The organism is Azospirillum sp. HJ39, assembly GCF_041507355.1.
GTDB classification, from domain to species: domain Bacteria; phylum Pseudomonadota; class Alphaproteobacteria; order Azospirillales; family Azospirillaceae; genus Azospirillum; species Azospirillum thiophilum.
Genome location: NZ_CP167905.1, coordinates 427,370 through 450,457, shown reverse-complemented (window position 1 = coordinate 450,457; position 23,088 = coordinate 427,370). Strand labels below are relative to the sequence as shown.

At 68.9% G+C, this 23,088-nt stretch carries 19 protein-coding genes; 15 read left to right on the top strand and 4 right to left on the bottom strand.

The genetic code is table 11. The features are described from left to right. Positions 1 to 34: 34 nt before the first annotated feature. The 8 genes from ABMY26_RS02655 to ABMY26_RS02620 all read left to right on the top strand — a co-directional run bounded on the left by ABMY26_RS02655 (position 35) and on the right by ABMY26_RS02620 (position 8,252). Positions 35 to 1,030, top strand: a complete 996-nt coding sequence (locus tag ABMY26_RS02655; RefSeq protein WP_372394921.1) for a substrate-binding domain-containing protein — start codon at positions 35 to 37, stop codon at positions 1,028 to 1,030. Between the two features lie 161 nt (positions 1,031 to 1,191). Beyond that, on the top strand, positions 1,192 to 2,247 hold the full coding sequence (locus ABMY26_RS02650; RefSeq protein ID WP_372394920.1) for a sugar phosphate isomerase/epimerase family protein: 1,056 nt from the start codon (positions 1,192 to 1,194) through the stop codon (positions 2,245 to 2,247). 14 nt (positions 2,248 to 2,261) lie between these two features. Next, positions 2,262 to 3,446 carry a Gfo/Idh/MocA family protein gene (locus ABMY26_RS02645; RefSeq protein ID WP_372394919.1) on the top strand — a complete coding sequence of 395 codons (1,185 nt, stop codon included), beginning with the start codon at positions 2,262 to 2,264 and terminating at the stop codon, positions 3,444 to 3,446. Between the two features lie 364 nt (positions 3,447 to 3,810). Beyond that, complete coding sequence (locus ABMY26_RS02640; protein WP_372395116.1) at positions 3,811 to 4,647, top strand: alpha/beta fold hydrolase; 837 nt, start codon at positions 3,811 to 3,813, stop codon at positions 4,645 to 4,647. A 153-nt stretch (positions 4,648 to 4,800) separates the two neighbouring features. Further along, positions 4,801 to 5,487, top strand: a complete 687-nt coding sequence (locus ABMY26_RS02635) for a hydrolase (RefSeq protein ID WP_372394918.1) — start codon at positions 4,801 to 4,803, stop codon at positions 5,485 to 5,487. 85 nt (positions 5,488 to 5,572) lie between these two features. After that, positions 5,573 to 5,845 carry a XapX domain-containing protein gene (locus ABMY26_RS02630; RefSeq protein ID WP_372394917.1) on the top strand — a complete coding sequence of 91 codons (273 nt, stop codon included), beginning with the start codon at positions 5,573 to 5,575 and terminating at the stop codon, positions 5,843 to 5,845. A 68-nt stretch (positions 5,846 to 5,913) separates the two neighbouring features. Next, entirely contained in the window at positions 5,914 to 7,794 is a 1,881-nt protein-coding gene (locus ABMY26_RS02625; RefSeq protein WP_372394916.1) for an amidohydrolase, read from the top strand. Between the two features lie 20 nt (positions 7,795 to 7,814). After that, positions 7,815 to 8,252: a DoxX family protein gene (locus ABMY26_RS02620; protein ID WP_372394915.1), complete on the top strand. Its 438-nt coding sequence runs from the start codon at positions 7,815 to 7,817 to the stop codon at positions 8,250 to 8,252. Between the two features lie 132 nt (positions 8,253 to 8,384). Here the strand turns inward: ABMY26_RS02620 and ptsP are convergent, their stop codons facing one another. Then, complete coding sequence (gene ptsP / locus ABMY26_RS02615; RefSeq protein WP_372394914.1) at positions 8,385 to 10,949, bottom strand: phosphoenolpyruvate--protein phosphotransferase; 2,565 nt, start codon at positions 10,947 to 10,949, stop codon at positions 8,385 to 8,387. 346 nt (positions 10,950 to 11,295) lie between these two features. Between ptsP and ptsG the strand changes: the two genes are divergently transcribed. Together ptsG and nagA are read left to right on the top strand one after the other, a co-directional pair. Continuing rightward, entirely contained in the window at positions 11,296 to 13,104 is a 1,809-nt protein-coding gene (gene ptsG, locus ABMY26_RS02610; RefSeq protein WP_372394913.1) for a PTS glucose transporter subunit IIBC, read from the top strand. Between the two features lie 118 nt (positions 13,105 to 13,222). Next, positions 13,223 to 14,392 (top strand): N-acetylglucosamine-6-phosphate deacetylase, encoded by a 1,170-nt coding sequence (gene nagA, locus ABMY26_RS02605; protein WP_372394912.1) that lies wholly within the window; start codon positions 13,223 to 13,225, stop codon positions 14,390 to 14,392. Between the two features lie 36 nt (positions 14,393 to 14,428). Here nagA and ABMY26_RS02600 read toward each other — a convergent pair whose 3' ends face one another. Next, positions 14,429 to 15,097 carry an HAD family hydrolase gene (locus ABMY26_RS02600; protein WP_372394911.1) on the bottom strand — a complete coding sequence of 223 codons (669 nt, stop codon included), beginning with the start codon at positions 15,095 to 15,097 and terminating at the stop codon, positions 14,429 to 14,431. Positions 15,098 to 15,205: 108 nt separating this feature from the next. Further along, positions 15,206 to 15,940 carry a GntR family transcriptional regulator gene (locus ABMY26_RS02595; protein ID WP_372394910.1) on the bottom strand — a complete coding sequence of 245 codons (735 nt, stop codon included), beginning with the start codon at positions 15,938 to 15,940 and terminating at the stop codon, positions 15,206 to 15,208. Positions 15,941 to 16,227: 287 nt separating this feature from the next. Here ABMY26_RS02595 and ABMY26_RS02590 point away from each other — a divergent pair, with 287 nt between their 5' ends. The 5 genes from ABMY26_RS02590 to ABMY26_RS02570 all read left to right on the top strand — a co-directional run bounded on the left by ABMY26_RS02590 (position 16,228) and on the right by ABMY26_RS02570 (position 21,334). Beyond that, the gene (locus tag ABMY26_RS02590) at positions 16,228 to 17,292 is read left to right on the top strand and encodes an ABC transporter ATP-binding protein (protein WP_372394909.1); all 1,065 of its coding nucleotides are present in this window, start codon (positions 16,228 to 16,230) and stop codon (positions 17,290 to 17,292) included. A gap of 69 nt (positions 17,293 to 17,361) precedes the next feature. Further along, positions 17,362 to 18,666 carry a PotD/PotF family extracellular solute-binding protein gene (locus tag ABMY26_RS02585; RefSeq protein WP_372394908.1) on the top strand — a complete coding sequence of 435 codons (1,305 nt, stop codon included), beginning with the start codon at positions 17,362 to 17,364 and terminating at the stop codon, positions 18,664 to 18,666. A 188-nt stretch (positions 18,667 to 18,854) separates the two neighbouring features. Next, the gene (locus tag ABMY26_RS02580) at positions 18,855 to 19,775 is read left to right on the top strand and encodes an ABC transporter permease (protein WP_372394907.1); all 921 of its coding nucleotides are present in this window, start codon (positions 18,855 to 18,857) and stop codon (positions 19,773 to 19,775) included. Positions 19,776 to 19,778: 3 nt separating this feature from the next. Further along, the gene (locus tag ABMY26_RS02575; RefSeq protein ID WP_372394906.1) at positions 19,779 to 20,609 is read left to right on the top strand and encodes an ABC transporter permease; all 831 of its coding nucleotides are present in this window, start codon (positions 19,779 to 19,781) and stop codon (positions 20,607 to 20,609) included. A 26-nt stretch (positions 20,610 to 20,635) separates the two neighbouring features. Beyond that, the gene (locus ABMY26_RS02570) at positions 20,636 to 21,334 is read left to right on the top strand and encodes an aspartate/glutamate racemase family protein (protein ID WP_372394905.1); all 699 of its coding nucleotides are present in this window, start codon (positions 20,636 to 20,638) and stop codon (positions 21,332 to 21,334) included. Positions 21,335 to 21,349: 15 nt separating this feature from the next. On the opposite strand, the gene ABMY26_RS02565 is transcribed toward ABMY26_RS02570, so the two are convergent. Then, positions 21,350 to 22,894: an FAD/NAD(P)-binding protein gene (locus ABMY26_RS02565; RefSeq protein ID WP_372394904.1), complete on the bottom strand. Its 1,545-nt coding sequence runs from the start codon at positions 22,892 to 22,894 to the stop codon at positions 21,350 to 21,352. Between the last annotated feature and the right edge of the window lie 194 nt (positions 22,895 to 23,088).

The following is a 23,088-nucleotide window of genomic DNA, read 5'->3' as shown; positions in this document are numbered from 1 at the left end:
TAAGCGCCTTAAAAACAAACGGAGGAGAAACGTCATGTCCAAAGTTGCGCGTTACACCCGTCGTGTTGTGCTTCAGCGGGCCGCGCTCGGCGCCGGTCTGGCGATGGCGGCGGCCGCAGGCTTCGGCGGCGTCGCCCTGGCGGCGGAAACGGTGAAGCTGGGCGTCAGCATCCCGGCCGCCACCCATGGCTTCACCGGCGGAATCGTCTGGTGGGCCAACCAGGCGAAGGCGGAGCTGGAGAAGGCCCATCCCACCCTGAAGATCACGGTCAAGACCGCCGGCGGCGCGCCGGAACAGGCCAACCAGCTCCAGGATCTGGTGACGGTGACCAAGATCGACTCGCTGGTCATCTTCCCCTTCGAATCCGCGGCGCTGACCCAGCCGGTGCTGCAGGCCAAGAAGAAGGGCGTCTACGTCACCGTGGTCGACCGCGGCCTGACCGATCCCAGCGCCCAGGATGCCTACATCGCCGGCGACAACACCGCCTTCGGCCGCATCCCGGCCGAATACATCGCCAAGAAATACAACGGCAAGGCCAACATCGTCGCGCTGCGCGGCATCCCGACCACGCTCGACAACGAGCGCTGGGAGGCCTTCACAGGCGTCATGAAGCAGCATCCCGACATCAAGATCCTGGATGCCAAATACGCCAACTGGAACCGTGACGACGCCTTCAAGGTGACGCAGGACTTCCTGACCCGCTTCAAGGACATCGACGTCATCTGGGCGGCGGACGACGACATGGCCTTCGGCGTGCTGAAGGCGATCGAGCAGGCCAAGCGCACCGACATCAAGGAGGTGTTCGGCGGCGCCGGGTCGAAGACGATGGTGAAGACCATCCTCGACGGCTCCAACCCGCTGATCCGGGCCGACGTGTCCTATTCGCCCAAATTCATCTACGACGCGATCAAGATGACGGCGGAAGCGCGGTTGAAGGGCGACAAGCTGCCGGCGACCTACATCATCCCGTCGGCGCTGATCACCAAGGAGAACGCCAAGGAGTTCCACTTCCCGGATTCGCCGTACTGAGCCCTGGCGAAGTCAGACCCCCACCTATCCTCCCCCGCTGGGCGGGGGAGGGACTGCCGCCACTGTCCCGAACAAGCACCAGTTTCCTCCCCCGCCCAGCGGGGGAGGGTTAGGGTGGGGGACGGTGGCCGGCACGTCCCGACAACCGGGGAGCCAAACCCATGAAGACCATCAAAGGCCCCGCGATCTTCCTCGCCCAGTTCGCGGGCGACGCCGCCCCGTTCAATTCCCTCGACAGCATCGCCCGCTGGGCTGCCGGCCTGGGCTTCAAGGGCGTGCAGATCCCGAGCTGGGACCGCCGCCTCTTCGACCTGCAAAAGGCCGCGACCAGCCGGACCTATTGCGACGAGGTCAAGGGCACGCTTGCCGATGCGGGCGTCGAGCTGACCGAGCTGTCGACCCACCTGCAGGGCCAGCTGGTCGCCGCCCACCCGGCCTACGACGCCCTCTATGACGGCTTCGCCCCGGCGGCGGTCCATGGCCGCCCCGACGCGCGGCAGGCCTGGGCGGTCGAGCAGCTGCACCTTGCGGCCAAGGCGTCCGCCAACCTCGGCCTGACGGCGCACGCGACCTTCTCCGGCGCGCTGGCCTGGCCCTACCTCTATCCCTGGCCGCAGCGCCCGCCGGGCCTTATCGAGACCGCGTTCGACGAGCTCGCCCGGCGCTGGCGCCCGATCCTCGATGCCTTCGACGAGGCCGGCTGCGACCTCTGCTACGAGATCCATCCCGGCGAGGACCTGTTCGACGGCACCACCTTCCAGATGTTCCTCGACCGGGTCGGCGGGCACAAGCGCTGCAACATCCTGTACGACCCCAGCCACTTCGTGCTGCAGCAGCTGGACTATCTCGGCTACATCGACGTCTTCCACGACCGCATCCGCATGTTCCACGCCAAGGACGCGGAGTTCAACCCGAGCCCCTGGCAGGGCGTCTATTCCGGCTATGCGCCGTGGAAGGACCGGGCCGGGCGGTTCCGCTCGCTGGGGGATGGGCAGGTCGATTTCCGCGGCATCTTCTCCAGGCTGACCCAATACGGTTTCGACGGCTGGGCGGTGCTGGAGTGGGAGTGCTGTATCAAGCATCCGGAGCAGGGGGCCGCCGAAGGCGCCCGCTTCATCCAGGACCACATCATCCGCGTCACCGACCGCGCCTTCGACGATTTCGCCGATGCCGGGACCGACGAGGCGGCCAACCGCCGGATCCTCGGTTTGGCGTGACGGAAAGGGGCATCATGAGTCCGGATCAAACACCCGCGTCATCCAGACGCCTGCGGCTCGGCATGGTCGGCGGCGGGCAGGGGGCCTTCATCGGCGCCGTCCACCGCATCGCCGCGCGGATCGACGACCGTTACGAGCTGGTTGCCGGCGCCCTCTCCTCCGACCCGGAGCGAGCGCGGGCAAGCGGCGCGGAGCTGTTCCTGGCGCCGGACCGCTGCTACGACGACTTCCATGCCATGGCGTCTGCGGAGGCGGCGAGGCCGGACGGCATCGACGTGGTGTCCATCGTCACGCCGAACCACCTGCATTTCCCGGCGGCCAAGGCCTTTCTCGAGGCCGGGATCCACGTCATCTGCGACAAGCCGCTGGTCCACACGGTGGAGGAGGCGGAGGAACTGGCGGCGCTGGTGCAGCGGCGTGATCTCGTCTTCGTGCTGACCCACAATTACAGCGGCTACCCTATGGTCCGGCAGGCCCGCGCCATGGTGGCTTCGGGCGCGCTCGGCCGGGTGAGGGTGGTCCAGGTGGAATATGCGCAGGACTGGCTGGCGACCGATGTGGAATCCGGCGGCCAGAAGCAGGCGGCATGGCGCACCGACCCGGCCCGCAGCGGTGCCGCCGGCTGCGTCGGCGACATCGGCACCCATGCCTTCCATCTTGCCGAATTCGTGTCCGGGCTGCGCTGCACCGCGCTTGCCGCCGACCTGGCGGCCTTCGTGCCTGGCCGGCGGCTGGACGACAACGCCCACATCATGATGCGGTTCGAAGGCGGTGCGCGGGGCATGCTGTGGGCGAGCCAGGTCAGTCCCGGCACCACCAACGGCCTGCGCCTACGGGTCTTCGGCGAGGCGGGCGGGCTGGAGTGGCAGCAGGAACAGCCCAACGAGCTGCGCTTCACCCCGCTGGGGGAGCCGTCGCGCACCCTGCTGCGCGCCGGGGCGGGCAGCCTGCCGGCGGCGAGCGCCATTTCGCGTACCCCGGCCGGTCATCCGGAAGGCTATCTGGAAGGCTTCGCCCAGATCTACCGCGACGCTGCCGACCGCATCGCCGCCCGGCTGGAGGGCCGCCCGGCGGCCGACGATGTGCCGTTGCCGACGGTGGAGGACGGGGTGCGCGGCATGCGCTTCATCCATGCCGCGGTGAAGTCCAGCCGCGACGATGCCGCCTGGGTGACGTTGCCGGCCGCTGCGGCGCCGTAAGCAGCCCATCCCATTTGCCGAAGACCGGTTGCCGGCCCTCTTCCGAGGGGGCCGGCTTTTCGCGTTCCGGACGGCGGGATGCGCAGAACCGGCAAAAGCGGTTCCGAAGAGGCAATCCCCCCGTCGGTCTTTTTCTTACCCTGCGTTCATCGAAAGACATCCCGCGCCGGCCCCTCCGACCGGCGCGGCACCCGACGGACTTTGCATGACCATCCAGGATTTCCATCCGTCGCGCCGGACGGTCCTTTCCGGCAGCGCCGCCCTTGCAGTTGCCGGCGGTGGTCTGCTGGGCACGCTCGCCGGCTCCGCCGCCGCGGCAGGAACGAAGACCGACTCCAACGACCCGACCAAAGGAACCAGACCCATGCTCCAGGGCAGTTACGTCACCACAAAGGACGGTGTGCAGATCCACGTCAAGCAATGGGGTCCGCAGACGGGCCAGCCGGTCGTCTTCAGCCATGGCTGGCCGCTCACCGCCGATGCCTTCGAAGACCAGATGATGTTCCTGGCCCAGCATGGCTACCGCGCCATCGCCCATGACCGCCGCGGCCATGGCCGCTCGTCGCAGCCGGGCTTCGGCAACGACCTGGACCATTACGCCGACGATCTGGCCGCCGTCACCGAGGCTCTGGACCTGAAGAACGCCGTTCATGTCGGCCATTCCACCGGCGGCGGCGAGGTTGCGCGCTACATCGGCCGCCATGGCGTGTCGCGCGTCGCCAAGGCGGCGCTGATCGGCGCCATCACCCCGATCATGGTGAAGACCGACTGGAACCCGGACGGCGTGCCGCTGGAGGTGTTCGACGGCATCCGAGCCGGCGTCAAGGCTGACCGGTCCCAGTTCTTCAAGGATCTGACCATCCCCTTCTACGGCTACAACCGTCCGGGCGCCAAGGTGTCGCAAGGCGTGATCGACAGCTTCTGGCTGCAGGGGATGATGGGCGGCCTGCTGGCCGAGTACGAGTGCGTCAAGGCCTTCTCCGAGACCGATCAGCGCGAAGACCTGAAGAAGATGATCGTGCCGACGCTGGTCCTGCACGGCGACGACGATCAGATCGTCCCGCTCGCCACCACCGGCAAGGCCGCCGCCGCCCTGCTGCCGAAGGGCACGCTGAAGGTCGTCGCCGGCGCTCCGCACGGCCTGTGCACCACGCACAAGGACATCGTGAACGAGGAATTGCTGGCCTTCATCCGGGCCTGACCCGCTGGCAGTCAACTGTATTTATCTATGCAACAATCATGTTCTGATTAGCGGAATTGTCCCGTCTTGCAGTCGGTGCGACAGTCCTGTCAGACGGCGCCGACGACATGACGGCCGCTCCCTTCCTTCAGAACCCACGCACAGGAAACGACCATGACCTTCCATGCCAAGTCGCTCATCAATGCCGATGACACCGTCTTCCTCTTCATCGACCATCAGCCGCAGATGTCGTTCGGCGTGGTCAGCATCGACCGCCAGCAGCTGAAGAACAACACCATCGCGCTGGCCAAGGCCGCCAAGCTGTTCGGTGCCACCACCATCCTGACCGCGGTGGAGACCGAGAGCTTCTCCGGCTACATCTGGCCGGAACTGATGGACGTCCTGAAGCAGGATCCGATCGAGCGCACCTCGATGAACAGCTGGGATTCGGAAGAGCTGGTGGCCGCGATCAAGGCGACCGGCAAGAAGAAGCTGGTCATCGCCGCCCTGTGGACCGAGGCCTGCCTGCTGTTCCCGACGCTGTGCGCCATCGAGGAGGGCTTCGAGGTCTACATCGTCACCGATGCGTCGGGCGGCACCTCGCAGGAATCGCATGACGCCGCCGTCCGCCGCATGGAGCAGGCCGGCGCCCATTCCATGACCTCCGTCACCGTCCTGCTGGAACTGCAGCGCGATTGGGCCAAGCGCGGCACCTACAACGGCGTCATGGACATCGTGCGCGAGCATTTCGGCGCCTACGGCATGGGCGTCGACTATGCCTACACCATGGTCCACAAGGCGCCGCAGCGTGGCGAGTTCCCGCACAAGGTGATCGGCGTCGCCAGCCACGAGCACGCCTGACCGCGAACCCGGCGCCCGGTCCGTACCGGGCGCCGGATTCCCTGTCCAATCCATAAGCCCACTTGCCCAGGAGTCCGGAACCGTGATGCCCTATCTTCTCTCGGCCGGCGCCGGCATCCTGGTCGGCGTCATCTATGCCCTGATCGGCGTCCGCTCGCCGGCGCCGCCGACCATCGCCCTGATCGGGCTGCTCGGCATGCTGGTCGGCGAACAGGTCGTGCCGGTCGTCAAGCGGCTGATCGCCGGTGAGCCGGTCGTCGCCTTCATCCAGACCGATTGCGCCCGCCATGTGCTGGGGCCGCAGGCCGGCGCCGAAGCCCCGCCCGCCGACGCTGCGGCCAAGGGCGAGAAGGTATGATCCCGGCGGCTTCCCCGCCCGCAGCCCCGCTGCCGTCCACCCTCGCGTCACGAACCGGAAATGCCGCCATGCCCGATACCGCCAACGCAGCCGACGTGATCCTCGTCAATGCCAAGATCGCCACGCTGGACCGCGCCAACCCGCAGGCCGGCGCCGTCGCCATCCGCGACGGGCGCTTCCTCGCAGTGGGCACCGAAAGCGAGGTGCGGGCCGCCGCCGATCCGAACGCACAGGTCATCGACGCCAAGGGCCGCTGCGTCATTCCCGGCCTGATCGACAGCCACATGCACATCATCCGCGGTGGCTTGAACTACAACATGGAGCTGCGCTGGGACGGCGTGCCGAGCCTTGTCGACGCCATGGCGATGCTGAAGCGGCAGGCCGCCATCACGCCGCCGCCGCAATGGGTCCGTGTCGTCGGCGGCTTCACCGAGCACCAGTTCGCCGAAAAGCGCCTGCCGACCATCGAGGAGCTGAACGCCGCCGCCCCCGACACGCCGGTCTTCATCCTGCACCTCTACGACCGCGCCCTGCTGAACGCCGCCGCCCTGCGTGCCGTCGGCTATACCAAGGATACGCCGAACCCGCCGGGCGGCGAGATCGTGCGCGACGCGGCCGGCACCCCGACCGGCCTGCTGCTGGCCCAGCCCAACGCGACCATCCTCTATTCGACGCTGGCCAAGGGGCCGAAGCTGCCGCCCGAGTACCAGCTGAACTCGACCCGCCATTTCATGCGCGAGATGAACCGGCTGGGCGTGACCGGGGTGATCGATGCCGGCGGCGGCTTCCAGAACTATCCCGACGACTACGCCATCGTCGAGAAGCTGCACGCCGACGGCGAGCTGACCCTGCGCATCAGCTACAACCTCTTCACCCAGAAGCCGAAGGAGGAGCTGGCCGACTTCGCCGGCTGGGCCTCCAAGGTGAAGCCGGGCGACGGCGACGACAGCTACCGCCACAACGGCGCCGGCGAGATGCTGGTCTATTCGGCCGCCGACTTCGAGGATTTCCGCGTCGCCCGCCCCGACATGCCGCCCAACATGGAAGGCGACCTGGAGCCGGTGATCCGCCTGCTGGCCGAGAACCGCTGGCCCTGGCGGCTGCACGCCACCTACGACCAGACCATCGACCGCGCGCTCGACGTCTTCGAGAAGGTCAACCGTGACATTCCGTTCGACGGGCTGCACTGGTTCTTCGACCATGCCGAGACGATCAGCGACCGCAACATCGACCGCATCGCCGCGCTCGGCGGCGGCATCGCCGTCCAGCACCGCATGGCCTACCAGGGTGAGTATTTCGTCGAGCGCTATGGCGCCAAGGCGGCGGAGCGGACGCCGCCCATCGCGAAGATGATGGCGGCCGGACTGCCGGTCGGCGCCGGGACCGACGCGACCCGCGTCGCCAGCTACAACCCCTGGGTCTCGCTGTCCTGGCTGGTCACCGGCAAGACGGTGGGCGGGCTCGGCCTCTATCCCCGGGCCAACCTGATGGACCGCGAAACCGCGCTCAGGCTGTGGACGGAGGCCAACACCTGGTTCTCCAACGAGCAGGGCAAGAAGGGCCAGATCAAGGCCGGCCAGCTCGCCGACCTCGCCGTGCTGTCGGACGATTATTTCTCGGTTCCCGAGGACCGGATCGCCCATCTCGGCTCGGTGCTGACCATGCTGGGCGGCAAGGTGGTGCATGGCGAGGGCGATTACGGCCCGCTGGCTCCGGACCTGCCGAAGCCGATGCCCGACTGGTCGCCGGTGCGGAGTTTCGGCGGCTACTACAAGGCGGCGGAGAACAACGCGGGCGACCAGCGAAAGGCGCTGGCGTCGGCCTGCGGCTGCGCCTCCGGCTGCGGCGTCCATGGCCACGACCATGCCGCCGCCTATGCCGCCGACGTGCCGGCCGCCGACGTGCAGTCCTTCTGGGGCGCGCTCGGCTGCGGCTGCTGGGCGGTTTGAGAGCGGGGAGGGCCGGTAGCATGACCTTGCGCGATCTCGACCGGCCGGCGGACGGCCTGCTGGACCGCATCCTCGATTGGGACGGGACATGGCTGCTGGCCCGCCTGGCGCTGGTCGGCGCCTATCTGCTCGGCGGGCTGGTCAAGCTTGCCGACTGGCCGGGGGCGGTTGCGGAGCAGGCGCATTTCGGGATGCACCCGCCCGAGCTGTGGGCGGCGCTGACCATAGCGGTGGAACTGGTGGGGCCGCTGCTGATCCTGCTGGACCGCGCGCTGTGGCTGGGGGCCGGGGCGCTCGGCGTGTTCACCGTGCTGGCGGCGCTGGTCGCCAACGATTTCTGGACCATGGCCGGCCAGGAGCGCTTCATGGCGACCAATGCCTTCTTCGAGCATCTCGGGCTGGTCGGCGGCTTCGTGCTCGCCGCGATGCTGTCGCGGATGCGCCGCCGGGCGCGGTAGCTGGGCCTGCGTGGCTGACCCGTTTCTTGCCATCTCCGGAAGGCTCCGACCACAGGTCGGAGCCTTCCGGATTCAGGTGCCGGGCGGCCCCGGTGATATGCCGTTGCGCCTTGCTTGGCAAAAATCTTTGCTTCAGACCACTGGCCATGCCTCCGCCACCAGCCGCCGCACCTCGTCCGCGCTGTCGGTGGCGAGCGCCGCCTCGGCGACGCGGCGGCAGTCCTCCAGGCGCAGGCCGCGGATCTGGGCCTTCAGGTCGGCGATCACCGCCGGGGTTGCCGACAGCTCGGTCACGCCCAGCCCGATCAGCAGCGGCGCCGCCATCGGGTCGGAGGCAGCGCCGCCGCACACCGCCACCGTCCGGCCATGGACGGCGGCCCCGGTCACCGCCTGACGGATCAGCCGCAGCACGCCCGGATGCAGCGCGTCGAGTTGGGAGGCCACATACGGGTTGCCGCGGTCCATCGCCAGCACATACTGGGTCAGGTCGTTGGTGCCGATCGACAGGAAGTCGGCCACCGCGCCGATGCGGTCGGCGATCAGCGCCGCAGCCGGCACCTCGATCATCGCACCGAGTTCGATCGGCTCCGCCCGGCCGAGCGCCGCCCGCTCCTCGTCCACCATCGTCCGCACCGCCTGGAGTTCGGACGGCGAGGCGATCATCGGCACCATGATCCGGCAGATACCGGCCGGCTTTACCCGCAGGACGGCGCGGATCTGCGCACGCAGCAGCTCCGGCTCGCGCAGGCCCACCCGGACGCCGCGCAGGCCCAGCACCGGGTTCTCCTCCTTGGGCAGCGGCAGATAGGGCAGGGGCTTGTCGCCGCCGACGTCCAGCGTGCGGATGACCAGCGGCCGGCCTTCCAGCGCGTCGGCGATCTGCTGGTACTGGCGGTACTGTTCGTCCTCGCTGGGTGCGGACTGGCGCTCCAGGAACAGGAACTCGGTGCGCAGCAGGCCGCAGCCCTCCGCTCCCTCGATCACCGCGCCGGGGGCGTCGCTGACCCGGCCCAGATTGGCGAAGATCTCGATCCGGGTGCCATCGGCCATGCGGCACTCCTCGCCGGCCAGCCGGCGGTTCTCCTCGCGCCGGACGGCACGGGCGGCCACCGCCGTCCGGGTCGCCGCCAGCATGTCCTCGGGCGGGGAAACATGCAGTTCGCCGCGGTTGCCGTCGATCACCACGGCGGCGCCGTCGGGCACCCGCTCCGCCTGCCGGCCGAGCGCCACCACGGTCGGCACGCCCAGGGCCGCCGCCAGGATGACGGCATGCGAGGTCGGCCCGCCATGCGCCATGCCGATGCCGGCCAGCCGCCCGGCGGGGACGCCCGCCAGCTCCGACGGCAGGATCTCGTCGGCCAGCACGATGCTGCCGGCCGGCAGGTCGGCCAGCCCGACGCTCGGCGGCTTGCCCGACAGCGCGGCCAGAACCTGCCGTTCCAGGTCGCGCAGGTCGGCGGCGCGCTCGGCCATCCGCGGGTCGGCGAGCGCGGCCAGCGCGTCGGCCTGAAGCTGGGCCGTGCGTTGCCATGCCCAGTCCGCGCTCTTGCCCGTGGCGATGTCGGCCAGGGCGCCGTCCAGCAGTTCCGGATCGTCGAGAAGTTCGCGGTGGGCCTGGAAGATGGCGGCATGTTCCGGCATCCGGCGGGCCGACTCGGCCAGGCCGGCGGTCACGGTTTCGAGCGCCCGGCGCAGCCGCGGTTCCTCCACCGCCGGGCCTTCGCCCTCCTCCGCCACCCGCATCCTGCTGCTGAAGCGGCGGACGACGGTGCCGACCGCCTGTCCGGGAACGGCGATGGTGCCCTTCAACAGCACCTCCTCGCCCTCGGCGAAGGGCGGTCCGGCATCTTCCTCAGCGGCAGGCGGCACTGGTGCGGCGAGGGGAGCGGCCGCCGGTGCCGGCGTCTGCGCTCCCTCCACCAGCGGGTCGCCGAGACCGCTGTCGATCAGGCCGGCGATGGTGTCGACCACGCCCTCCGCACCGGCTCCGCCGGCCCGCACGGTCAGCCGGTCGCCCAGCGTGGTGCCGAGTCCCATCAGGGCCACGACGCTCTTGGCGTTGGCGCTGCGGTCGCGGCACAGGATGGTGACGGTCCCGGGATGGGCCTTGGCGGCGGCGACCAGTGCCGCCGCCGGGCGGGCATGCAGGCCGTGGGCGATCCGCAGGGTAGCCGTGCGTTCGGCGGCCCCACCGGGGGCTGCCGCCGCGGCGGGAGCAGCCGTGCCGGCAGCACTCTCCGGCCCGCCATGCACGGTCATTGCGGCCTCGCCCGCCGCGATCTCGCGGTTCACGGTACGGCCGTCGACGGTGAAGCCGTCATTGACCACCACCATCATGCTGACGAGGCTCTGCGCCCGGCTGCCGACCAGATCCATGTCGAAGCCGATCAGCAGGTCGCCGGTCTTCACCGGTTGCCCATCCCGGACATGGGCAGTGAAGCCCTCGCCGTTCAGCCCGACGGTGTCGATGCCCAGATGCAGCAGCACTTCCGCCCCGCCGGCGGCGCGCAGCGTGCAGGCGTGGCGCGCGCGATGGACCGACAGCACGACGCCGTCGCAGGGGCTGCGCAATTCGTTCACGGTCGGGTCGATTGCCATGCCGGCGCCGACCAGCCCCTGGGCGAAGGCTGGATCGGGCACCTCTTCCAGCGGCATGGCCCATCCGGCCAGCGGTGCGGCAAGCGTGATCGCGGTCATCAGTGTGGTCCTCTTTCGTGACGCTTCGACCCTGGCGGGCGCTTTCACAGCGGAACGGCAGCCATAGTGTCACAGCTCCCGCGTCATGGCGTATGTGCGCAGACGCCGCATGGCATCGGGCACAAGCCCGGATATAGATTGTCGCAAGCACCTGTCCGGAAAAGGCGGGAGCCTGCGGCCAATCGGCACCCCGGGCCTAAAATCCCCCGGCGCATCCGGGATAAGCCACAAGCCTTGCCGTTCCGGCTTTGCCGTCTAAGTCCTGAAACCTATCCTTGGTGTCGGTTGTGTTTGCGTCAACCGGGGGCTTTGGTTCCGCCGCCGGAAAAATCGCCGGAGATTCGCCATGGCATTGAACCCCTTTGCGTTTTTACAGAAGATCGGCAAGTCGCTGATGCTTCCGGTTGCGGTTCTTCCCGTCGCCGGCCTGTTGCTCGGCATCGGCGCGGCGAATTTCGAGTGGATGCCGCCGCTCCTGTCGATGCTGATGAAGAATTCCGGCGACGTCATCTTCGGAAACCTGCCGCTGATCTTCGCCATCGGCGTCGCGCTCGGCTATACCGAGAATGACGGCGTATCGGCAATCGCCGCCACCATCGGCTACATCGTGATGCTGGCGACGCTGGGCGTGATGGCCGGGGTCTGGGGCATGGAGCCCAAGACCGTCATGGGCATCAAGGCGATGGAGACCGGCGTCTTCGGCGGCATCCTGGCCGGCGGGCTGGCCGCGGCGATGTTCAACCGCTTCTACAAGATCGAACTTCCGGCCTATCTCGGCTTCTTCGCCGGAAAACGCTTCGTGCCCATCATCACCGCCCTGGCCGCCATCGTGCTGGGTGTCGTGCTGTCGGTGATCTGGCCGCCGATCCAGGGCGGCATCGACAGCTTCTCGCACTGGGCGGCGGTGAACGACCCGAGGCTGGCGGCGACCATCTACGGCTTCGTCGAGCGGCTGCTGATCCCCTTCGGCCTGCATCACATCTGGAACGTGCCCTTCTTCTTCGAGATCGGGTCCTTCCAAAACACCGCCGGCCAAGTGGTGCATGGCGACATCAACCGCTATTTCGCGGGCGACCCGACGGCCGGCATCCTGTCCGGCGCTTTCCTGTTCAAGATGTTCGGCCTGCCGGCCGCGGCGATCGCCATGTGGCACGCCGCCAAGCCGGAGAACCGGGTGCGGGTCGGCGGCATCATGATCTCGGCCGCGCTGACCTCCTTCCTGACCGGCATCACCGAGCCGATCGAGTTCTCCTTCCTGTTCCTTGCGCCGGTGCTTTACCTGATCCATGCGGTTCTGGCGGCGACCTCCCAGTTCATCATGAACTCGCTGGGCGCCCATATGGGCTTCACCTTCTCGCAGGGCGGCATCGACTTCGTGCTGTTCAACGTTCTCAGCCCCTATTCCCAGAAATGGTGGCTGGTGCTGATCCTGGGGCCGGCCTATGCGGCGATCTATTATGTCGTGTTCCGCTACACCATCCAGGCGCTGAACCTGAAGACCCCCGGGCGCGAGGATATGAGCGACGAGACCGCGGATACCGCCACCGGCGGTGCCGCCGGCAGCGGGCGGGCGCGCAATCTGGTGCTTGCCTTCGGCGGGCGGGGCAACATCGCCAACCTGGATGCCTGCATCACCCGTCTGCGCGTGGTGGTGCGCGACCCGGCCCGCGTCGACGAGGCCAAGCTGCGCGGCATGGGCGCGTCCGGCGTGCTTCGGGTGCGCGACAGCGTACAGGCGGTGTTCGGTACCCTGTCTGAGAATTTGAAGACCGAGATGCAGGAGTATCTGCGCTCCACCGGCGCCGATGCCGACGATGCCCCCGCTTCCGCCCAGCCCGCACCTCAGGCAGTTGCGGCACCGGCGGCAGCCAAGGCCGAGGCGGCTCCGCTCCCGGTCGAGCGCGCAACCCGCATCGCCGAGGCACTGGGCGGGGCCGGCAACATCAGGACCCTTGCCGCCTTCGCCACCACGCGCTTGCGGGTGGAACTGGCCGACTCCGGCAAGGCGAATGCCGAGGCGTTGAAGCGGGCCGGCGTCCGCGCGGTGATGGGGCTTGGGGCCGGCGGCCTCGACCTGATCGTCGGCAACGATGCCGAAGCCCTGGCCGGCGCGCTGACCGGCCTGCTGTCCGGCGGACGGCGCGCGGCGGAATAGGGCGGGCGCCATCCTGCGGCGTTGCGGGGGGCCTGCGGCAGGGTCTATGAACTGCCGCAGGCCCCCGGCCGGCTTCCGGCCGGCGGTCCACCCTTGCCCAAGCGACGAAGACCGCCCGATGCGACAACTCCTGACCGGCGCCCGGATCTTTACCGGGGAGACCATCCTCGACGGCCATGGACTGCTGGTCGGGGATGGCCGCATCCTCGACATCCTGGCGCCCGGCCGCGGTACTCCGGCGGTTGACCGCAGCGTGGCGCTGGAGCCCGGCGACCTGCTGGCGCCCGGTTTCCTCGACATCCAGGTGAATGGCGGCGGCGGTTTCCTGTTCAACGCGCAGTCCACCGCCGACGCCGCGCTCGCCATCGCCGCCGCCCACCGCCGGTTCGGCACCACCGGCCTGCTGCCGACCGTCATCACCGACACCCCCGACTGCCACCGCGCGGCCGCCGCGGCCGCGGTGGACGCCGTGGCCCGCCCGGGCGGCGGCGTGCTGGGCATCCATTTCGAAGGCCCCTTCATCAGCCCGCAGCGGGCCGGCGCCCATGACCCGCGCTTCGTCCGTGCTCCCGACGACGCGGATCTGGAGGTCCTCTGCGGTTTGCCGGCGCGGATGCCGGGCGGGCGGGTGCTGCTGACATTGGCGCCGGAATGCGTGGAGGATGCGGCGCTGTCGCGATTGATGGCGGCCGGCGTGATCCTGTCGGTCGGCCATACCATGGCCAACGCCGAGCGGGTGGTGCAGGCCTTCGATCTCGGGGTGCGCGGCGTCACCCACCTCTTCAACGCCATGCCCGGGATCGCCAACCGCCAGCCCGGCCCGGCCGGCGCGGCGCTTTCCGATGGGCGGCCCTGGTGCGGGCTGATCGTCGACGGGCACCATGTCCATCCGCTGACGATGCGTGCGGCGCTGGCCGCCCGGCCGCGCGGCCGGACGATGCTGGTGACCGACGCCATGCCGCCGACCGGCACCGACGCCGCGAGTTTCGAGCTGAACGGCCGGACCATCCACCGCCGCGACGGCCGGCTGGTGCTGGGCGACGGCACGCTTGCCGGCGCGGACCTCGACATGGCGACGGCGGTGCGCAACGCCGGCAGCCTGATCGGCCTGCCGCTGGAGGAGTGCCTGCGCATGGCCTCCCTCTACCCGGCGGAGTTCCTGGGCATGGCGGGAGAGCGCGGCAGGATCGCGCCGGGCTGGCGTGCCGATCTGGTGCTGCTGCGCCCGGACCTGACCGTCCGCGGGACCTGGGTGGACGGCGATTGGCGGGCGGCGGACGCCGGATGAGCGGGACGGCCCGCCGTATCGATCACCTCGTATCGATCACCTGCCCGTCGCCACGATCTCCAACCCGTCCTCATCCACCCGGACCCGCACAGCCGACAGATCGGGCAGGCACAGGTTCCCTGCAAGCTCGTCCGGCCGCAGCGTGGTGGTCAGCGCGATCACCCAGGCGCCGGCGGCGTGTCCCGCCTCCAGGCCCGGCGGCGCGTCCTCGAACACCAGCGTCTCGCCCGGGTCGAAGCCAAGCTTGACGGCGGCGCTGCGGTAGCCCTCGGGATCGGGCTTGCCCTGGCTGACGTCGTCGGCGCCGATCAGCAGGTCGGGCAGGGGCAGCCCGGCTTGCCGGATGCGCGTTTCCGCCATCCCGTGCGGGGCGGAGGTCACCACCGCCCAGCGGTTCCGCGGCAGAGCCGCCAGCAATTCCCGCGCGCCGGGAACGGCGACGACGCCATCGGCGTCGTTGATGTAGCGGTCCTCGACCATCCGCACCTGTTCCTCGATGTCGAGGCCGGCGGGGGCGAAGCGGCGTACGGTCTCGATGGTGCGGCGGCCATGGGCGACGGCGAGGATGGCGTCGGGATCGATGCCGTGATGGGCGGCCCAGGCACGCCACGCCCGTTCGACAGGGCCCTTGGTGTCGATGAGGGTGCCGTCCATGTCGAACAGGATGGCCCGGACGCGGAACGGGATATCGGAAGCGGGCTTCATCGGATGCCTTCGTCGGTGGATTCCAGCGAATTGCTGCGGCCACTTTAGAGGGCAGGGCTTTTGCCTGGAACCCCCGGCGGCGCATCCCTGTCCAGTGGCCTGCCCACCTCAGGACGGTTCGTCGGCGAAGATCGCCTTCAGGTCGATGCGCGTGTCGGGCTTCGCGTCCAAATCCAATTGGCGTTCGACCTCGTCGAGATGCTCGATCATCAGTGCCAGCGCCTCGCCGGGCGCGTTGCCGACCAGGGCCGCGATCAGCCGGCGGTGATCCTCGGCCGAGCAGGTGTGCGACGAGCGTCGTTCGAACGCCGCGATGGCGAGGCTGGAACGGTCGATCAGGTCGGTCAGGATGCCGGTCAGTGTCGTGTTGCCGGCGAATTCCGCCAACAGCAGGTGGAACTGGCCGGACAACCGGATCATCGCCTTGCGGTCGGCCGCCCGTTCCGCCGCATCCTCCAGCGCGCCATGGCCGCGCAGCCTTTCCAGCATCTCCGGCGGCAGCGGGCGGGGCATCCGCTCCAGCCGCTCCATGATCGCGCGCTCGATCACCCGTCGGGCCTCGAACACCTCGCGCGCTTCCCGCGGCGTCGGCTTGGCGACGAAGGCGCCGCGGTTGGGGATCAGCGTCACCACCCGGCGCTGCGCCAGCAGAAGCAGTACCTTGCGCACCCGCTCGCGGCTGACGCCGAAGGCTTCGGCCAGGCTCTCCTCGGTCAGCTTGGTGCCGGGCGGCAGACGGCGGTCGGCGATGGCCTCGCCGATGCTGCGGACGATGCGGGCTTCGGCGCTGCTGCGCCCGCTGGAGGGGCGGCGGACCGGCTTGGCGGGGGCGGCGAGGGTCATTGCTGCAATCGGTTCGGCTGGAAGGCGGCGGGATGCCGATCCGGAATTGTGCACAAAATGGGCCAGCAGCGGAACTGCAATCGACCGATGGCAGCTCCGCCGGCCACACCGGCCGCTTCGTCACTAGACTGCCTAAGAAGGCATCACTGCGCCGAAACTCTGATCATCTTGTGATCCGTTGCCCGGCAGAAGGGCGGAAAACCGCCGTGAATCCGCTGGCACGCGACATGCAGAAAACCAAGCGGTCACAAACGACCGGCCAGATTGTGCACAATATCGGAGGGACCATGACGGCGGGATCGACCATCGCGGACGCGGCCGGCACCGGATCGGCCGGCGGCGGAACGACGGGCGCCGGATCGCCGGTCGAACTGGTGAAGCTGCGCAAGGCCTACGGCACGACCGTTGCCGTGGACGGCATCGACCTGCGGATCGCCTCCGGCTCCTACTGCTGCCTGCTGGGACCGAGCGGCTGCGGCAAGACCTCGACCCTGCGCATGATCGCCGGGCACGAGGACATCACCGACGGCGACCTGCTGATCGGCGACAAGGTGGTCAACGACGACCCGCCGGCGAGGCGCGGCACCGCGATGATGTTCCAGAGCTACGCCCTGTTCCCGCATCTGGACTGCACCGACAATGTCGCCTTCAGCCTGAAGATGAAGGGCGTGGCGAAGGAGGAGCGCCGCCGCCGGGCGCGCGAGATGCTCGATCTCGTCGACATGGCCAAATATGCCGACCGGCTGCCGTCGCAGCTGTCGGGCGGCCAGCAGCAGCGCGTGGCGTTGGCCCGCGCGCTGATCACCCGGCCGGGCGTGCTGCTGCTGGATGAACCGCTGTCGGCGCTCGATCCCTTCCTGCGTGTGCGCATGCGCGAGGAGCTGAAGCGGCTGCACCGCGACATCGGCATCACCTTCATCCATGTCACCCATAGCCAGACCGAGGCGATGGCGCTGGCCGACCTCGCGGTAGTGATGAACCAGGGGCGGATCGAGCAGGCAGGGCCGCCGCGCGAGCTGTTCAACCGCCCGCGCACCGCCTTCGTCGCCCGCTTCATCGGCGGACACAACGTCATCGAGGCGGGAGCGGCGGGAGCGGCTGGCCGCTGCGCCGTCCGCACCGACCGCATCCTGTTGGGCGGCGCCGACCTGCCCGCCGAGATCCAGGTGGAGGGCACTGTGCGGATGTTGGAGTATCACGGCGCTTCCGTCCATCTCAGCCTCGACATTCCGGGCGCCGACGATTTCGCCGTCGTGCTGGACGAGGCCCGCTATTTCGACGCGCCCGTCTCCGTCGGCGACCGCGTGCGCGCCGGCTGGAGCAGCCGGGACATCCATCCGCTCGCGTCCTGACCCTTTTCAACCGCCTGTCACCAAACGTCTTTCAAAAAAACACCTGACGAACAGACTGGAGGCTCACCCATGACCGACACCCGTTCCGGTTCGAAAACCCTTCCCGGCGTCAGCCGCCGCACCCTGCTGAAGGGCACCGCCGCCGTGGCGGGCGCTGCCGTCGGCTCCGGCGCGATCACCGGCTTCCCGACCATCTGGGCGCAGAACATCAAGAATGTCACGCTGCGCCAGTTCGGCACCGGCGTGTCGAACCTGAACGCCGTCGCCGACAAGGTGAAGGAGGATTTGGGCTTCACGCTGCAGATGACCGCGCTCGATTCCGACGCGGTGACGCAGCGCGCGGTGACGCAGCCGAAATCCTACGACATCGCCGACATCGAATACTGGATTTGCAAGAAGGTCTTCCCGGCCGGCGTGATGCAGCCGATGGAGGTCAAGAAGATCAAGAATTTCGACAAGATCGTCCCGATCTTCGTCACCGGCAAGCTGACGCCGGACAGCACCATCGCCCAGGGCACCGCGCCCCACACCGTCGGATTCGTCGAAGGCAAGGACAGCACCAAGTTCGCCAGGTCGCCAAGCGACTGGATGACGCTGATCCCGACCATCTACAACGCCGACACGCTGGGCATCCGCCCCGATCTGGTCGGCCGTCCGATCTCCAGCTGGAAGGATCTGCTCGACCCGGCCTTCAAGGGCAAGGCGTCGCTGCTGAACATCCCGTCGATCGGCATCATGGACGCCGCAATGGTCTGCGAGGCGATGGGCGAGGTCAAGTACGGCGACAAGGGCAACATGACCAAGGAGGAGATCGACAAGACCCTCAAGATCATGACCGACGCCAAGAAGTCCGGCCAGTTCCGCGCCTTCTGGAAGACCTTCGACGAGAGCGTCAACCTGATGTCGTCGGGCGAGGTCATCATCCAGTCGATGTGGTCTCCCGCCGTCGCCGCGGTGCGCGCCAAGGGCATCCAGTGCGTCTACCAGCCGCTGAAGGAGGGCTATCGCGCCTGGGGCGGCGGACTCGGCATCGCCAAGCATCTGAGCGGGCTGGAGCTGGACGCCGCCTACGAATACATCAACTGGTACCTGTCGGGCTGGGTCGGCGCCTACCTGAACCGCCAGGGCTATTATTCGGCGGTGCTCGACACCGCCAAGCAGCACATGACGCCGGAGGAATGGGCGTTCTGGATGGAGGGCCAGCCGGCCAAGACCGACATCCTCAGCCCGGAGGGCAAGGTGATGGAGAAGGCCGGCGCCGTGCGCGACGGCGGCTCCTTCGCCGACCGCATGGGCCGCGTCGCCTGCTGGAACGCGGTGATGGACGAGGACCGCTACATGGTCCGCAAGTGGAACGAGTTCATCGCGGCCTAAGGTCGTCGCTCAATGCCCCCTCCCTGACCCTCCCCCGCTGGGCGGGGGAGGGAACTCCGCCGCAGCGTATTAACTCCCTCCCTTGCGAAGCGGGGGAGGGAAGGGGCCCGCGGCGCCAGCCGTGGGAAGGGTGGGGGCAAGCGCGGCGACCACCTCCCAACACCATTCCAACCCCCAGGATCCCGCCGATGACCGTGACCGCCGAAACGTCCCGACCGTCCGCCACGGCCACCGGCGTCACGGTCCGCCGCCGTTCCCGCTTGGCTCCGCGCCTCGCCCCCTATCTCCAGGCCGCTCCCCTGACCGTCGCGCTGCTGCTGTTCCTGCTGGTGCCGATCCTGACCATCGTCGCGGTCAGCTTCTGGGACTACGACAGCGTGCGCATCTACCCTGATTTCGTGCTGACCAACTACATCGAGTTGCTGACCTCGCCTGTCACCTGGAAGACCTACCTGAACACGCTGAAATACGCCGTTCTGACCTGGGCGATCACGCTCGGCATCGGCTTCACGGTCGCTTATTTCCTGGCCTTCCACATCCGCTCCACCACCTGGCAGATGGTGCTGTTCCTGGTCTGCACCATTCCGTTCTGGACCTCCAACATCATCCGCATGATCTCCTGGATCCCGTTCCTCGGGCGCAACGGGCTGCTGAATTCCGGCCTGATCTCCGCCGGGATCATCGATGAACCGCTGGAGTTCCTGCTGTTCTCCGATTTCTCGGTCGTGCTGGCCTTCGTGCATCTCTATGCGCTGTTCATGGTGGTGCCGATCTTCAATTCGATGATGCGCATCGACCGCGCGCTGGTCGAGGCGGCGCGCGACGGCGGCGCCAGCGCGGCGCAGACGCTGTGGAACGTCATCCTGCCGCTGACCAAGCCCGGCATCGCCATCGGCTCGATCTTCGTCGTCACGCTGGTGATGGGCGACTTCATCACAGTGCGGCTGATGAGCGGCGGGCAGAGCGCCTCCATCGGCCTGATGATCGCCAACGAGATCTCGCTTCTGCAATACCCGGCCGCCGCCGCCAATGCCGTGGTGCTGCTGGCCGTCGTCCTGATCATGGTGGTGGCGATGCTGCGCGTCGTCGACATCCGCAAGGAGCTGTGAGAGATGAACACCTCCCGCCGCGGCCTGTCCTTCTACCTGCTGGCCGCCTTCTTCGTGCTGTTCGTGCTGTTCCTCTACGGCCCGACGGCCACGATCCTGGTTCTGTCCTTCCAGGGGCCGGAGGGCGGCTTGACCTTCCCGATGAACGGCGTCTCGCTGCACTGGTTCCGCAACCTGTTCGAGCAGCAGGCGGTCGGCGATTTCGGCGGGTCCTTCCGCCGGTCGATCGCGCTGGGGCTGATGGTGATGGTGTTGACCGTGCTGTTCTCGGTGCTGGCCGGCTTCGCCTTCCGCCGCCGCTTCCGCGGCAGCGGCGCCCTGTTCTACTTGGCCATTGCCAGCCTGATCGTGCCGTCGATCCTGGTCAGCCTGGGAATCGGCCTGTTCTTCAACATCCTCGGGCTGGAACCCACCTGGTACGGCTCGGCGCTCGGTGCGCATCTGACCTGGACGCTGCCCTTCGGCCTGCTGATCGTCTTCGCCATCTTCAACCGCTTCAACCCGGCCTATGAGGAGGCGGCACGCGATCTGGGCGCGACACCGTGGCAGACGGTGCGCCATGTCGTGCTGCCGATCCTGCTGCCCAGCCTGATCGGCGTCGGGCTGTTCGGCTTTACCCTGTCCTACGACGAGTTCGCCCGCACGTTGATGACCGCCGGCAGCTTCAACACGCTGCCGCTGGAGATCTACGGCATGACCACCAACGTCACGACACCGGTGCTCTATGCGCTGGGCTCGCTGACGACGGTCTTCTCCTTCACGGTGATCGGTCTGTTCCTGCTCGGCCTGATCGCGCTGCGCCGCCGCCGCCTGCGCCGTGCGCGGAACGGCTGAAGCGGCCATAGAGGACTTTCATCATCATGCGCATCCTGGTCGTCAACCCCAACAGCACCGCCTCGATGACGGTGCGCATCGGCGCCGCCGCCCGCAGCGTCGCCGCCCCCGGCACCGAGATCCTGGCGGTCAACCCGCCATCCGGCCCTGCCAGCATCGAAGGCTATTACGACGAGGCGCTGGCCGTCCCCGGCCTGCTGGCGGAGATCGAACGGCATGAGGGCATGATCGCCGGCACCGTCATCGCCTGCTTCGACGACGTCGGGCTGGACGCCGCCCGCAGCCTCGCCACCGCCCCCGTCATCGGCATCTGCGAGGCGGCGATGCAGACCGCCAGCCTGCTGGGCGGCCGATTCAGCGTGGTGACGACGCTGGCCCGCTCGGTCCCGGCGCTGGAGCGGCTCGCCCAGCGCTACGGCATGGCCGGCCGCTGCACCATCCGGGCGGCGGGCGTCCCGGTGCTGGCGCTGGAGGATCCGGCATCCGGCGCCGTCGACCGCGTGCGCGCCGAGATCCGCCGCGCCATGGAGCAGGACGGGGCGGAGAGCATCGTGCTCGGCTGTGCCGGCATGGCCGACCTCGCCCGTTCGCTCGGCGAAGAGATGGGCCTGCCGGTGGTGGATGGCGTCACCGCCGCGGTGAAGCTGGCGGAGGGGCTGGCGGCGCTGGGCCTGCGGACCAGCAAGGCCGGCGGCTATGCGCCGCCGCTGCCCAAGGCGCGCTGACCTCCCGCCGCGTTCCTATGCGCGCGGCGGTTCCGGGAACTCTAGCGTCGGCACCGCCGGGTGGACGCCATGTGCGGGCAGCGTCCCTCCCGCCAGGTCGGACAGGATCCGCCGGGCCGCGTCGGCGCATCGGCTGCGGAGCTCAGGCACGGCGGTCATCTCCCAGAAGGGCGCCTTCGCGACCGGGCCGAAGGCCAGCAGATGCGGGGCCGGCGTACCGTCGGCGGCGATCACCGCCCCGCTCTCCGTCACGTCCAGCCCCAGGCGCAGCGGATCCGGCCGGGCCAGCCCGCGGTCGAGCAGCGACCTCACCAGCGGGTGGCGGATGCGGGTATAGTCGCAGTTGGTGCCGGTCGCGTTGATCAGCGCCCCGGCGGTCAGCACCCTCGTCGCCCCGCCGCCGCGTTCGGCGATGCGCAGCTCCAGCCCGCCGCCGGTCAGCGCCGCATCGGTCAGGCGCCCCGTCAGGATGTCCAGTTGGCCGCCGGATCGGGCGGCGGCGATCCGGTCGGCCACCTGCGGCGCCATCCGGTGGCGGTGTACCTCCCAGAAGGGTCGGGCATGGCGCAGGAAGCGCCGCCGTTCCTCCATCGGCAGATGGGCCCAGATGCGGTGATGGTGCGGCCGCAGCGCATCGAAGGCCGAGCGCCAGTCGTACCCTGCCGCCATCGCTCGTCGCGCATCCGCCTTCAACGCGATCATCACGTCCAGCACGGTGCGCGGCATCACGTCCGGGTGCAGGAAGGACGTATAGGGTCGCGTCTCCTCATGGCGCAGCGGCAGCAGCCCGCGGCGCGACACCGCGGTGATCGGACCGCGATGCCCCTGGTCGAGCAGCGACAGCACCGTATCCACCATGGTCAGGCCGGTGCCGAGGATCGCCACCGCGGCGTCACGGTCGATGCGGCCGATGGCGGCGGCATCCCAGGGATCGCCGATGAAGCGGTCGGACCCGAAGGCCTCGCCGGCGGTCGGCGAGGCAAGGCAGGGCGGGGAGGGCGGAAAATTGCCGATACACAGCGCCGCTGCGTCGGCGCTGACGATGCGCCCGTCGCCCAGCCGCACATGCACGACCCGTCGTCCGCCGGCGCCGCTGTCGGTGCGGACGTCCACCGCCTCGCCGCGGATCAGGTTGAGCCGGGCATGGGCCGGCGCCTCGGCCTGTGCTTGCGCCAGCACGTCCTGGATATAGGTGCCGTACAGCGCCCGCGACACGAAGGCATGGCCGCTCGGCGGCACCGGTTGTTTCGCCGTCGGTCCCTCGGCCCGGCTCCACAGCCAGCGCAGGAAATGGCGCGGGTCGTCGGGATAGGCGCTCATGTTGTAGGCGCGGACGTTCAGCACATGCGCGCCGTTGGGGGTGGAGTAGGCGACGCCGGTGCCCGGCCGGTGCCCGTATTCGATCAGGTGGACGACCAGCGGCGCCGGTGCATTGCGCAGCAGGTGGGCTGCCAGCAGGCTGCCGGTGAAGCCGGCGCCGACGATGGCGATCTGGCGTTCCGGTGCGAAGGAACTCGGCGGCGTCTCGCTGGGCGGCGGGAAGTGAGGCGTTGCAGGCATCGGTGTCCGTCCTTCCGTCTGTCATTCCGGAAAAGGCCGGCCGTTGGCGGTCGTTCCCCCGGCTCCGGGGGCCCCCGAAGGCTGCCTCGTCCTGGAGGGAGGTCCGGGAATTCGCGTCGGCCGTGTGTCTGCTCGGTCCGCTTCGTTATCTTCTGCATATCACAGGGCGCCAACACGCGCCATCGGCCGAACGG